At 37.4% G+C, this 13,016-nt stretch carries 11 protein-coding genes; 4 read left to right on the forward strand and 7 right to left on the reverse strand.

Annotation, left to right across the window (positions count from 1 at the left end):
* Window positions 1–67 precede the first annotated feature (67 nt).
* Together DEU40_RS04400 and DEU40_RS04405 are read left to right on the forward strand one after the other, a co-directional pair.
* The gene (locus tag DEU40_RS04400) at window positions 68–562 is read left to right on the forward strand and encodes a MarR family winged helix-turn-helix transcriptional regulator (RefSeq protein WP_110008707.1); all 495 of its coding nucleotides are present in this window, start codon (window positions 68–70) and stop codon (window positions 560–562) included.
* Window positions 559–1,323 carry a hypothetical protein gene (locus tag DEU40_RS04405; RefSeq protein WP_110008708.1) on the forward strand — a complete coding sequence of 255 codons (765 nt, stop codon included), beginning with the start codon at window positions 559–561 and terminating at the stop codon, window positions 1,321–1,323. The genes DEU40_RS04400 and DEU40_RS04405 overlap by 4 nt, the downstream gene beginning before the upstream one ends.
* A gap of 64 nt (window positions 1,324–1,387) precedes the next feature.
* Here the strand turns inward: DEU40_RS04405 and DEU40_RS04410 are convergent, their stop codons facing one another.
* The gene (locus tag DEU40_RS04410; RefSeq protein ID WP_110008709.1) at window positions 1,388–1,630 is read right to left on the reverse strand and encodes a hypothetical protein; all 243 of its coding nucleotides are present in this window, start codon (window positions 1,628–1,630) and stop codon (window positions 1,388–1,390) included.
* 187 nt (window positions 1,631–1,817) lie between these two features.
* On the opposite strand from DEU40_RS04410, the gene DEU40_RS04415 reads away from it, so the two are divergent.
* Complete coding sequence (locus DEU40_RS04415) at window positions 1,818–3,113, forward strand: cryptochrome/photolyase family protein (protein WP_110008710.1); 1,296 nt, start codon at window positions 1,818–1,820, stop codon at window positions 3,111–3,113.
* Between the two features lie 97 nt (window positions 3,114–3,210).
* Here DEU40_RS04415 and DEU40_RS04420 read toward each other — a convergent pair whose 3' ends face one another.
* The 5 genes from DEU40_RS04420 to DEU40_RS04440 all read right to left on the reverse strand — a co-directional run bounded on the left by DEU40_RS04420 (window position 3,211) and on the right by DEU40_RS04440 (window position 9,490).
* Window positions 3,211–3,906: an ABC transporter ATP-binding protein gene (locus DEU40_RS04420; protein WP_110008711.1), complete on the reverse strand. Its 696-nt coding sequence runs from the start codon at window positions 3,904–3,906 to the stop codon at window positions 3,211–3,213.
* Entirely contained in the window at window positions 3,900–5,246 is a 1,347-nt protein-coding gene (locus tag DEU40_RS04425) for a DUF3526 domain-containing protein (RefSeq protein ID WP_110008712.1), read from the reverse strand. Before DEU40_RS04425 ends, DEU40_RS04420 begins: the two co-directional genes overlap by 7 nt.
* A complete protein-coding gene (locus DEU40_RS04430; RefSeq protein WP_110008713.1) occupies window positions 5,247–6,692 on the reverse strand; it encodes an ABC transporter permease in 1,446 nt (481 codons plus the stop codon). It abuts the gene before it with no gap.
* 3 nt (window positions 6,693–6,695) lie between these two features.
* Window positions 6,696–9,005, reverse strand: a complete 2,310-nt coding sequence (locus DEU40_RS04435) for a TonB-dependent siderophore receptor (RefSeq protein WP_110008714.1) — start codon at window positions 9,003–9,005, stop codon at window positions 6,696–6,698.
* Between the two features lie 131 nt (window positions 9,006–9,136).
* Entirely contained in the window at window positions 9,137–9,490 is a 354-nt protein-coding gene (locus DEU40_RS04440) for a hypothetical protein (protein ID WP_110008715.1), read from the reverse strand.
* Between the two features lie 298 nt (window positions 9,491–9,788).
* On the opposite strand from DEU40_RS04440, the gene DEU40_RS04445 reads away from it, so the two are divergent.
* Window positions 9,789–10,175: a Rid family hydrolase gene (locus DEU40_RS04445; RefSeq protein WP_110008716.1), complete on the forward strand. Its 387-nt coding sequence runs from the start codon at window positions 9,789–9,791 to the stop codon at window positions 10,173–10,175.
* A gap of 578 nt (window positions 10,176–10,753) precedes the next feature.
* Here the strand turns inward: DEU40_RS04445 and DEU40_RS04450 are convergent.
* Window positions 10,754–13,015, reverse strand: coding sequence for a PAS domain-containing hybrid sensor histidine kinase/response regulator (locus tag DEU40_RS04450; protein WP_110008717.1), 2,262 nt, complete (start codon window positions 13,013–13,015; stop codon window positions 10,754–10,756).
* Between the last annotated feature and the right edge of the window lies 1 nt (window position 13,016).

Consider the following 13,016-nt stretch of genomic DNA (forward strand, 5'->3'; position numbering starts at 1 on the left):
AAAAAATATAAAGTTAGCTATATAGTTGACTTTATATTTTTATATATTTACAGCAAATATATTTCAGATGGATTTTGACTTTATTAAAGAATTAGGATATAAAGCTTTGGATAGCAGACTGAAGAGAATCAGTGACCGCATGTCTCATGATGTGCGGAAGTTTTATAAAGAATTCGGAATTGATGTGGAACCCAACTGGTATCTGGTTTTTATGTTGCTGCAAAAAAAAGGCGAAATTTCTATTACCGATATCGCTGAGCCTTTGGGCTATTCGCATCCATCCGTTGTGGCTATCGTCAAAAAAATGAGCGAAAGCGGTTATCTCATCATCAAAAAAGATAGTGCAGATAAGCGAAAGCAGATCATTTCATTATCTCCCAAAGCCATTGATATGCTTCCTCAGCTGAAGCAGATCTGGGACTGTTGTGAAAAAGCAATTCTGAAGGTATTATCAGAAGATCTGTCGATTTTTACGTATCTGGATCATATTGATCAGAAATTAAAAAATGAATCTTTTCATCACAGATTTAAACAGGAATATTTAAAATCAATTCAATCATGAAAGCATTACTTCTCATTACAGCATTTCTTTTTTCCACGAATTTGATTTCGGCAACAGAAACGAAAATCATGATCAGAGCCAAAGCAAAAGATGCAAAGTTTATCGGAACTTCATTGGGCGGCGCTCATATTATCATCAGAAATAAGCTTAATCAAAGGATTCTGGCAGAAGGAAACACTACCGGAAGCACGGGAAACACCGATCTGATTATGAAAACACCCAAAGTAAGAGGAAACTCCATTGCAGATGAACAGACAGGAGGTTTTATGGCTGCCATAGATATTGATGAACCTACATTTGTGAATATAGAAGTAATTTCTCCTTTGAACAGCAAGCAGGCTCAGGCGGTAGTAAGTACAGAGCTATGGCTGATTCCCGGGAAACATATTTTAGGAGAAGGAATTATCCTTGAGATTCCGGGGTATATTATTGATATTCTGAAACCCAGAACCCATCAGTATATTGCACTGAAAAGTATTAAAGATAAACCTTTCCTGTTTCAGGCCAATATTGTGATGATGTGCGGATGTGTTATTGATAAAGGAGGAGTGTGGAATTCCGATGAAATAGAAGTGAAAGGAATCCTGAAGAAAGACGGAAAATTTGTGAAAAATGTAGAGATGTCTTTAGTTTCAACCAATCTGTTTGAAGGAGATCATATCATCAGTTCGCCGGGAAACTATGAACTTGTTGTGTATGCTTATCATGAAAAAACGGGAAATACAGGTGTAGATAAGGTCAATTATGTAGTTTTCGAATAAATGAAACTCAATATATAGGAATGAAAAGAGACTTCTGAAAAGTCTCTTTTTTATGCAGAACAAATTATAAAACCTGAAGCTCTTTAAATACTTCTATAATGGCTTCAATAAGTCCTTTATCTACATTTTTTTCGGAAGCAGCATCGGGGAGAAGAGCTCTTAAGTCACCGTGATCATCACGCTCAATAACGACTTCAGTTCCATCTACGTCTACATACAGTTTATATCCATAAGAGAATGTGGCAAGCTTTCCATTGAAAAGCAGTTCTTTACCCTTATAGGTTACCGGTACTTCAAATTCTTCCATGCGTAAGCTTCTATTATAATTGGAGCAAATGTCGGAAAATTTTAATTCATATCATCATATTAACTGTAATGATAAAGCCAGATCATGCAAATTATTAAAAATATTAATGGAGTAAATCTGTATATTTATCCTTAGTTATGGAGTCATTCCCAAGCAGGAATGATCAATGAATTTGAATTAAGCAATTATGAAAGATACAATCACCATTTTCTGGTTCAGGCGTGACCTGAGATTGGAAGACAATATCGGACTTCACCATGCTCTGCAGTCTGATGCACCGGTACTACCCATTTTTATATTTGATACTGATATTCTCGGGAAGCTGGAAGATAAAGAAGACCGCAGGGTTGATTATATCCATCAGGCTTTGACAGATATCAATGTTTCATTAAAAAAGTATCATTCAAAAATCAATATCTATCATGGTAAGCCTATAGAAATATTCAGGAAATTGTCTGAAGAATACACTATCAAAAGTGTTTTCTGCAACAGAGATTATGAACCACAGGCGATTGAGAGAGATAAGGAAATCTATTATTTTTTCAAAGAAAAAAATATTCCTTTTAAAGCCTGTAAAGATCAGGTGATTTTTGATAAGGATCAGATTGTTAAAAAAGACGGTTCGCCTTACACGGTTTACACTCCTTTTGCCAAAAAGTGGCGGGAAGCTTTAACTCCTGAGCATTATCAATCTGTTGAATTGGATTGTAAGAACCTCTTTCCACAGAAATATTCTGAGATTATGGCATTAAAGGAAATAGGTTTCAAAAAAACAGATTTTGATTTTAAAAAACCGGTTCTAGATGCAGCCATTATTGATGATTACGATAAGTACCGTGATTTTCCGGCATTACAGCATACCACACAGCTCGGAATTGCTTTACGCTTTGGAACCATCAGCATCAGAAAGTGTGTGGCTTTTGCATTGAAGCATAATGCGGTATGGCTGTCCGAGTTGATCTGGCGTGAATTTTTTATGCAGATTTTATATCATTTCCCCCAGGTGGCTCATCAGTCTTTTAAAAAGCAGTATGATAATATCCAATGGCGGAATAATGAAAAAGAGTTTAAGCACTGGTGTGAAGGAACCACAGGGTATCCGATTGTAGATGCCGGAATGAGGGAGCTGAACGAGACAGGCTATATGCATAACCGGGTAAGAATGATTGTCGCGAGCTTTTTATGCAAACATCTGTTGATCGACTGGCGTTGGGGGGAAGCGTATTTTGCATTAAAACTGAATGATTATGACCTGTCGGCCAACAATGGAAACTGGCAGTGGGCTGCAGGCTCGGGATGTGATGCTGCACCTTATTTCAGGGTTTTTAATCCAACGGCTCAGGCAGAAAAATTTGATAAAGATTTACTGTACATCAAAAAGTGGCTCCCTGAATGGAATACACCAGCATATCCATCACCCATTGTAGAACACACCTTTGCCCGTGAAAGAGCTTTATCAGAATACAAAAAAGCTTTGGCATAAATATCAGGTATCAGCAAAATGCCCGGTAACAAATTGTCACCGGGCATCAACCAATTGATATTAATATGAAAAGTTACTTACAGAAGTAACGGAATCATCAGATTGTTTTCAGATACAGCTCCTGTAATTCCTGTGCTGTAAACGCTTTGGAAGGTAAATTCTGGACAAGTTCTCCCTGTTTCATAATACCGATATTGGTAGCAACACTTACTGCATTGAAGATGTCATGAGTTGCCATTAAAACCGTTCTGCTTTCTTTACCCAGCTGTCTTACAATTTCTGTAAATTCTGCAGTAGCAATCGGATCCAGACCGCTGGTAGGCTCATCCAGAAGAAGCACTTTGGCATCTTTGGCCAGAGCAATGGCAATTCCAACTTTCTGACGCATCCCCTTGGAATAACCGCCCAATGCTTTATGATGGGCGGTTTCCTGCAAACCGGTACGTTTAAGGAGCGCAGACAGTTCATCTTTCTGGTAATCAAAACCTGCGATTTTGGAGAAAAAATCAAGGTTTTCTATTCCTGTAAGATGAGGATATAAAAGAACGGTTTCAGGAATGTAAGCCAAATGTTTTTTTATTTTTTGGGGCTCTTCTGTTACCGAAATATCATTAATAAAAGCATCTCCGGAAGTTGCTTTAATGAGTCCCAGAAGAATATTGATGGTTGTACTTTTTCCTGCTCCGTTTTGTCCGAGCAGTGCAAAAATTTCACCTTTTTTTACTTCCAGATTAAGAGAATGAAGGGCGGTAAAATCGTTGTATTTTTTATGTAGATTGACTGTTTTTAACATATTTTTCTGTATTTATATTGTGAAAGAATGATGAATAAAGCAATGAAGATGAGATAGGGAAGAAGTATCTGTATCCATTTGATAGAGGAAGAGAATTTGAAAACCTCTATCGTTTGCTGTGCCCAGTTGACAGATTCTGCACTCTTACCTGAGAAAATTAAAGGGTAGAAGAACATCCTTTTTTTCTCATGGAATTTTTTGAGCGATGAAGCATACTGCAAATGATTATTCATATCAGATTTTGCTAAATGGCTTTGTGCCAGCTGAGTATGAAGATTCGGAAGGAAATAGCCTAAATAGTCTGCTGCCTGATTCCTTTTTTGCATTTTTTCCGTATACTGTTCCGAAGATTTTGCCGATTCAAGATCTCCCATATGCTGCATGGCATAATACCAGGTCCAGGTGAATGTATCATTCTCTTCCACGGTAAAATTTCTGTATTGAGGGTATGCTCTGTAGAACTTTTCCATCGTAGGCTGCTTAGCTTCATCCCATTTGTTGTGATAGCCTTCTCTCTGTTCCATCACAGCTTTAAGGGACTCATGAACCGGATACAGCTTCTGTATCAGAATATTACTGCTCATCGGGATAATAAAATTGATGCCCACCCAAACAATCAGTAGAATTAACGCATTCTGAGCCGATGTTTTACGGAACGATACCATCCATCTGCATAAGGCAAACCAAAGAATAATATACAGCCAGCCACTGATGATAAAAGCAATATAATAAGAATCTAAAGGTATTTTCATCCAGACCGAAGCGATAATAATTAATACAAAATATACAGCTGTAACAGCCAAAAGACGGATGAACATCTTATGATCCAGAAGCTTTTGTAAATTACCGCTCTGAACCGACAGCAGCTTCCAGGTTCCTCTTTCTTCTTCCTCAGAAATCAGATTATAGCAGAATGCAACAATCACCAGTGGAAACAGGAAAACAACAACGAAACTAAAATCAAAATTACCAACTGCGGCATTGGCGGGATTATAAAAATCTGCATTATAGCGCTGTTCTTCCAGATTCCGGATGGTTACTCCCTGAATAGAAGGATTTAAATCACGCATTCCGATATTTAAAGCAGCCAGCCTGGGTGTTTCATTCACCAGATTGAATTTAATATAATAAAGAACCAGCCCCAGATCATCCTTATGAAATTTTGTATTTCTTTCAATACTTTCTTTCTGAAATGCTCCGCTTCGGGAGATGATGTCTTCGTTCCTGTCTAAAAATTTTTTCCCTGTATAAATAGCCATCAGCCCGGCTATCAATAAAAACAGCAGTGCAATGATATAGGCTTTGTTACGGTAAAATTGGGTGTATAAATAACGGTTCATTTAGATGAGTTTTAGTTTTCTTCCACTTATTTCGATAGCAATGATGCAGATAAACATCCATAGTACTAATGCAGCAGCAGATATGGGCTGTTGCTTTAAACTTTTCAGAACAGAAGTATACTGATACTGAAAATCCGGAAACCTTTCCCAGTTGTGCCTGTCGATGACAGCAGCCGGTCCGCCGTTTTCCGGTTTAATATTGCTGATGTGCTCAATTTGCAAATCATTTAAGTGCTGAGCCATTTTATAGCGATATTCTTCTGCCTGTTTCTGAAACTGATTATAAGCAAAGAAATCTGTTCCTGCGGCAATCATGGAAAAGTTTTTAATGGCAATGGCGGGATTAATGAATCCTGAAATATCAGTCAGATTTTGCTGTTTACTGTAAATGTTCTGCAGTTCTTTCTGATGTCTGATATAGATATGTGAACTTATTTTTTCCCCTTCCTTCATAACGAATCCGCCATAGTTGAAAGGAAGTTCATTGGTTGTTTTTACCTGATACTTTGCCAGTAAAGAATCCTTGATTTTTTTGAAATGCGGATCATCAGGATTATGGCTGTCTCCAGACTTTAAGATATCCTTTTCGAGTGTTGTTTCGAAAGCAATTCTGGAAGGTGCAGGATAAAAATTCTGCGCTGCAAACTGAATTCCTTTAGGCAAAACAATGATGAAAAGAAGCCAGAAACCAATAAGGCTGATCAACGCAGATGAGGTACTTTTACTGTTTGCCGATACGATAACGGTTAATGTACAGATAAAAAAATAGTAAATCATGTAAGCAGGCAGCAGTAATGACAGACGTAATACAATATCCGCTGAATCTGTTGTCTCGGACATCAGTGCAGCGACGAAAACAACAGGAATTACAGGAATAAGAAAACAGAGAGAAAACAGCCAGAGTCCCAGAATTTTGCCCCAGATAATCGCTCTTCCGGAAGTTCCCTGAACACTTATGATCTTTAAAGTAGCATTCTCACGCTCCTGAACAATTAACCCAAATCCTGAAAAGAGAATAATCAACGGGACAATGCTCTGCAGAATAAATGCACTGCTGAACGCTCCGAATCTTACCAAAGTACCCGAGCTTCCCGCTTCCGACAGATTGGCGGTATTCTGTTTATGAGCCTCCAGAAATATGACATTCCCAAGGAAGTCATCCAGTCCGTTGTCAAAAATATTCAGCGGATGTCCGATTCTGAAAACCAGATAACCGTAATGGGCCATACGGTGCGGATGCTTATCAGGCCTGTGTTCCCAGTTTTCCCGGACTTCCTTCCGGTATTCTTTTATTTTCGAAAAAGAATCGGTGTATTTTGTATATCCTATGCCAATACTCAGCATACAGAATAAGAGTACAGCAATCGTGGTGATCAGATTTTGTTTCCCTTTAAACAAATCCTGCCAGGTTTTTCTCACCATCAGTTGTAAGTTTGAAGCAGCCATATTTTAAAATTTATAAGTAGCAGTTAGTAAATAATTTCTCGGAGTTCCCGGAAACAGTCTTAAGTAGTTCTGAGCCCCGATCCAATATACTTTGTTGGTTATATTATTCAGATTGAAAGAGAGCTGGACAGTTTTTGCCGGAGTATAATACAATGCTGCATCCAGTGTCGTATAGGCGGGAAGCTCAAAACTCCTTGTAAACCACGGAATTTTAGAACTCTGATAAAGCATTCCGGCACCGATTCCGAAGTCTTTGAGGAATTCAACAGTTGAAAAATTGTAGCGTGTCCAGATATTCACGGAATTTTTAGAAGTGTTTTCCTTTCTTTTTCCTACAAGATCACGGTTGGTGTCATCCAATATTGTAGCATCAATATAGCTGTAGCCTCCGTAAATATGCCATTGAGGAAGGATATGTCCGGAAAACTCAGCTTCAAATCCACGGCTCCGGTCAGCACCACGCTGTACAAGTTCATCAGGTTCTGAAGGATTATTGGCATTGATGATTATATTTCTTTGTTTGATTTCATACACTGCAAGATTCAATGAAATTCTGCCAAAAAGCTGCGCTTTGATTCCCAGTTCTTTAAGATCAGAAGTCAGAGGCTTAAATCTTGCTGCAGATCCGGTAAGGGCTGAGGTATTGGGCATCAGCGTTACGGTATTGGATTGGGGTTGATAGCCGGTTAAATAAGTTCCATATACATTGATATGATCCGTTACACTATAGGTAATCCCGAATCTGTACAGAAGTTTATTATTTTTGAATGATGACTCATTGGCTTCTTTGAAATTGGTGATATCCTGAAACCATTCCTGACGTATTCCCGATAATATTGTCAACTTTTTCCAGGTAAGAAGATGCTGAATATAAGCAGCATGCGTTGTGGTAAGAGCAGAAGGCAGAGGGGTGATCACATTAAGCGTATTAAAATCAGTACCCTGATAATTGGCCGCACCGGGATTCAGGTCAAATGGTGTTACATTAGGTCTGGGAATAATTGTTCCATTATAATTGATGGTCTGATAATCCGAAGCATTTGCAGGATTATAAGAGGAAATCACAGAGCCATTCTTTAAAAGAAAACCTCTTGCTGCTTTCTGCTGTCCGCCTTTGCGTTTCTCCCAGATCTGGCTGTCGTAACCTATCAGAGCCTGATGCTGAACAGAACCCGTTTTGAATTTAAAATTGAAATACGCATTGATATTATCTGTTGCCCAGTTTTGTTTTCTTTGAACAAACTGCATCATGGCAAGGCTGGAAACCGGGATATTGTTCATATCAGGAACAAATGAATTGGTAGTTCTGTGCTCCTGAAGATTTTCCCTCCAGTATTGCTTCATATAAGATGCATTAAAGCTGATATATTGGTTAAAATGATGGGCAACGGTTCCCATCAGGATAAGTTCCCTTGTTTTAAAAAAATCATCAGGAGCTCCCAGGTTCAAAGCTCGTGGAGTACTGTATAAATCTGTTTTTCCTGCCACTGCCCCGAAAATAGGCTGTCCACGATCCAGATTTCCATAGAGATCATTGAAAATCATTTCCACATTCACGGATGTTTTATCATTCGGAACAAAAGTGATAGAAGGGGAGATCAGGATACCACTGTTTTTAACATGATCCCTGAATGAATGAGCATTCTGATATGCTCCGTTAAAACGATATAATAATGTTTTACTCTTATTTAAAGGACCTGTAAGATCTGTAGTGACACGATAAGTTTCAAAGCTTCCACCGGATAAACTGATTTCATGACGAGGATTGGATAATGGTTTTTTAGTAACCATATTGATGGTTCCTCCGGGATCTACACTGGACATCGTAATACTTGCCGGACCTTTGAAAACCTCCACACGTTCTATATTGGAGGTCATGGGCTGCAAAAAATAATATTGCCTTGTGCGCATTCCATTGATGATCTGTCCTTCTTCATTCTGGCTGATCCCACGGATGTTGTATTGATTATAATAGCTTGAAGGAGAAACACCGTTCACATTTTTCATGACATCTCCAAGCTGAAAAGCCTGACGGTCGGTGATCAGTTCTTTGGTAACGGTATTAAGTGTTAAAGGCAGATCTTTGTTTTTCGTTGCGATCTTGGTGGCGGCAAAAGAATATTCGGAAGTATAATCTTTAGACTTTCTTCCGATAACTTCAACAGTTTGTACCTCCGTAGATAACGAATCTTCCGGACGGGACTGAGCACAAAGAAGTGATGAGACTGTGATGAAGCCTGTGCTGAAAAGCTTTACAGGATTTGGGGAAATGCAATAAATTATTCCCGAATAATTAAAATTACTGGTAGTCATGAATAAGGATGTACGGGCAGCGAATGGCCCATTAATAAAAAGGATATCCTTAATTGTGTAAAGACACAGATATCCACGGAATTACAGTACAGACCAAAAAATCTGTAAACGAAATATTAAGGCAGCATCGATTAAGCTACCGCGGAAAATAAGGCTGGGGGAGCTCTGGAGCTGAAAAAGTCAAGAAGACAACGATATGAAATGGCTCTTGGCTGTGGCATCTCATTATCACTGGTTGTGTCAATGGCAAAATCCATGTTCAAAGAGTCAGGGAGAAGAATTTGTGTCATATGCATATGAAGGGCACACTGACATTGGTCGTCCTGAGAAAAGGAAGGAATTTTCTCTTCTTTTGACCCTTTTTTATAGATCACTTTACTTTTGGCGTGTCTGGCATGATCAAGACACGTGGTTACCCCGCTGACATTTGAAACAAATACCAGAAGTAAAGAAAAAACAAAAAAGACCCTGAGAAATTTTTGCATAACAGAAAGCAAATGTACAATTTAATTTGATAAAAATTGAATGATGAAGAAAAAGTAGGTGATGTTTTCTTTAAAAATTAAAAATAATTCAGTTCCAATTATCATTTACCGGATCGAAATGATTGCCTATTTGGGTTTGCAGCAATATTGATAAGAATGATATGAAATAAGGCACTTATAAAACTACGGTATTTCGTATATTATTTTTAGGTGACTCTCTTTAAATGATTTTATAATCAATACATTATGATTTTATGCCTGTTTATTGATTATAGAATATTCTAAAAATAAATACATTATGAATACTAAAGAATTCAGAACTTTTGGTATGCCCTGGGAAGAGGCATATGGCTATGTGCAATCTGTAAAAAGCGGTGACACGGTGTGGATCTCCGGACAGCTGGGCCACGATATGCAGGGAAATCTTGCAGAAGGAATGGAAAACCAGTTCAGACAGACCTATCAGAATATAGGCAAGTTGCTGAGTGAATTTGGATTAAATGCCGGCCATGTTACAGAAGAAGTTATCTATGTTACCGATATGCAGGAAGGCTTTGAAAGCAGAAAGGTTTTTGGAAAAGAATTTTATGGTGAGTCCTGTATGGTTGCCAGTACCATTGTCGGAGTGACTGAGCTGGCACTTCCCGGGCAGAAAGTGGAAATTAAAGTTACAGCTAAAGTTTAAAGGGATTATCAGAATTCTATGTACTGTTTATCCGATATATGATTGAGATCATATTCGACGGTATTGACACTTTATTATATTTGGGCATTGAAAATTTCATATTTCTGACAAATTACAGTATAACCTCTCAGTGATTCGGGAGGTTTTTTTGTGGAAAAATTTAAGTAATAATACTCCACAATTTGTTTTATGATTATTATTTATTTTCCTAAAATACAAATAATTAAACGCTACCATTACGGTTTCCCGTAGAGAATGATTACAGCTTATCCGTATATTTACAAAGTTTTAAATAACAATAAGTACAGAAAGTTTTTTTAGCCTCCTCAGGGAGGTTTTTTTATGACCATGATCATAACTCAATTAATGGAGATTTATTAATTTTGAAATGTTAATCAAATTTTTTTTATAAGTTTTATCCTCGGAAAGATCCGGGGATTTTTCATTGTATCATTTGGTATATCAAATTCAACCCTGGAAGCAGGCTTTGGAAGACTGTTTTATGATCTCATGGATTAACAGGAAGATTGTAAATCTGAAAATAAGATCAATCGTACTTCCGGATCAGGCAGATGAGGTTATTTAATCTCATCTTTCAATTGTGTCACCACTATTTCAAGGGTCTTTTTTATTTTTTCAAATAAGGAATACAGTTCAGGAAATTCTTTATTTTGTTCCTTTGCAAGTAATTCAAGCTGTTTTACAATATCCTCAATAGAAACTATTCCTACAGACTGTATGCCCGGTCGGATTTTATCCATCAGTTTTGCAATTTCGGTGTAGTTTTTCTCTTCAAACGCTTTTTCCACCAATGGAATTATTGTCTCGGTCTGCATAATAAATAATGAGATCATTTTCTGTATAAATTCTTTATCCCCCCTGCTGAGGGTTTGTATCCTTTTCAGGTTGTAGAGGCTTTTTTCATCTGTATCAGATACTGTCTCTGCAGTTTTTTCATGAATTTTGACATACTTATAAATGATATTCAGTAAATTTTCTTCATTAAAAGGCTTAGTGATATAATCATTCATTCCCGCGTTAATGCAATGATCTATTTCTGTTTTAAAAGCATTGGCCGTAAGTGCTATCACGGGAGTCTTAATTCCAAGTTCCTTTCTTACTATTTTAGTGGCTTCGATACCATCCATTTCCGGCATTTGCAGGTCCATCAAAATAATGTCAAATTCTTCTCTTTTTAAAATTTCTATGGCTATTTTACCATTTTCGGCTTTGGCGACGCTGCATTTAAAATGATGTAGTGATTTTTCGGCAACCAGCTGATTAAGGGCATTATCTTCCACCAGAAGAACTCTTGTGCCGGCGACGGAAATATGTTGATTTTTCCAGTCATTTTTTTTCAGATCCTCTTCACTGCCTCTGTCCAGAAGTAAAGTTATTGTAATAGATGTACCCGTATTTTTTTCACTTTCAACATTAATTTCACCCTTCATAAGGTAAATAAGTTCCCGTGTAATAGACATTCCAAGACCAGTACCTCCATATTTTCTCGAAATTGAACTGTCTTCCTGATTGAATTTTTTGAATATATCACGTACATATTCTTCGCTCATTCCAATTCCCGTGTCCGTAATGCTGATTGAAATGGTCTGTTGGTCGGGGAAACTTTTCAAGACCTTGGATTCAACTCTGATCTGGCCCTCATTGGTGAATTTTAGCGAATTCCCAATAATATTATACAGAACCTGTTCAAGCCTTAACGAATCACCTTTTAAAACAGAAAAAATATCAGGTGAAAAATAGGTGATCAGCTTGAGTTTTTTCTCATCCGCTTTTGGTTTGAGAACAGAAATCACCTTTTGAATGCTGTCTTTTAAAGAAAAACTTTTATTTTCCAGAGACATTTCTCCCGATTCAATTTTAGAGATATCCAGTATATTATTGATAATTGATAATAAGTGTTGTGAAGCATTGTAGCTGTTTTCTACAAATTCTTGCTGATCTGAAGAAAGGTGGCTTCTTTTAAGTTCACGCAAAAAACCAATGATGCCATTAAGAGGGGTTCGGATTTCGTGGCTCATATTGGCCAGAAAAACCTCTTTTGCCTTGGAGGCCTCCAGGGCTTTTGCTTTTTCAAGTTTTAATTCGTCTTCCAGTTTTTTTTGGTCGGTTATGTCAAGATGAATTCCTATGGATCCTAATAAATTTCCCTGATCATCATAACTGGGAGCTCCACTTATGGCCCACCATCTTGTTTCACCCTTCTTATTCCTGACAGGAAGCTGATACACACTGGAAACTCCTTTTTTTCTTAATTCTATCTGATCCTGTATGAAACGGATATTATTTTCTCCATACAGGAAAAGTTCACTGGGATTTTTGCCAATGACTTCATCCAGTGAAAACCCTGAAACATCACAAAAACTCTGATTAGCGTAGCGGATAATTTCATGATTATCTACTTCAATGAGCCCTAAATTCATATTAGCAATAATATTACGGTATTTCTCTTCCTGTTGTTTTATGTAATCTTCGGCCCTTTTTCTTTTTCTCAGCTGTTCAGAAAGGTACAGGGATAATTCTTTAAGATCTTCTGATTTTTTTATTTCAATATCAGAATCAATAATCTTTAATGATTCATATAGATTGCTGATAGATTCCTGTTTAAGGGTATTTTCATCTTTAAGATTTTGATAAAGTTCCTGATATTCTTCTTCACTTTGTTTGAAAGCATAGTCCATGAGTTCCTTATCTCTATCAAATGATTTGTAGGATTCGTTAACTGCATTGATGAAATTAGTAAACTGCGAATGATTTTTAAAGTCGTCCGTAAGGTATTTATTAATCTGCCTTTCAAGCAAATTGTGTAATTTGATTTCCATA

The sequence above is a fragment of the Chryseobacterium sp. AG844 genome, assembly GCF_003182335.1.
Lineage (GTDB): Bacteria > Bacteroidota > Bacteroidia > Flavobacteriales > Weeksellaceae > Chryseobacterium > Chryseobacterium cupriresistens.

Excerpts from the sequence above, each read along its gene's own strand:
- DEU40_RS04400 (WP_110008707.1), top strand. The coding sequence starts at position 68 with ATGGATTTTGACTTTATTAAAGAATTAGGATATAAAGCTTTGGATAGC.
- DEU40_RS04405 (WP_110008708.1), top strand. The coding sequence starts at position 559 with ATGAAAGCATTACTTCTCATTACAGCATTTCTTTTTTCCACGAATTTG.
- DEU40_RS04410 (WP_110008709.1), bottom strand. The coding sequence starts at position 1,630 with ATGGAAGAATTTGAAGTACCGGTAACCTATAAGGGTAAAGAACTGCTT.
- DEU40_RS04415 (WP_110008710.1), top strand. The coding sequence starts at position 1,818 with ATGAAAGATACAATCACCATTTTCTGGTTCAGGCGTGACCTGAGATTG.
- DEU40_RS04420 (WP_110008711.1), bottom strand. The coding sequence starts at position 3,906 with ATGTTAAAAACAGTCAATCTACATAAAAAATACAACGATTTTACCGCC.
- DEU40_RS04425 (WP_110008712.1), bottom strand. The coding sequence starts at position 5,246 with ATGAACCGTTATTTATACACCCAATTTTACCGTAACAAAGCCTATATC.
- DEU40_RS04430 (WP_110008713.1), bottom strand. The coding sequence starts at position 6,692 with ATGGCTGCTTCAAACTTACAACTGATGGTGAGAAAAACCTGGCAGGAT.
- DEU40_RS04435 (WP_110008714.1), bottom strand. The coding sequence starts at position 9,005 with ATGACTACCAGTAATTTTAATTATTCGGGAATAATTTATTGCATTTCC.
- DEU40_RS04440 (WP_110008715.1), bottom strand. The coding sequence starts at position 9,490 with ATGCAAAAATTTCTCAGGGTCTTTTTTGTTTTTTCTTTACTTCTGGTA.
- DEU40_RS04445 (WP_110008716.1), top strand. The coding sequence starts at position 9,789 with ATGAATACTAAAGAATTCAGAACTTTTGGTATGCCCTGGGAAGAGGCA.
- DEU40_RS04450 (WP_110008717.1), bottom strand. The coding sequence starts at position 13,015 with ATGGAAATCAAATTACACAATTTGCTTGAAAGGCAGATTAATAAATAC.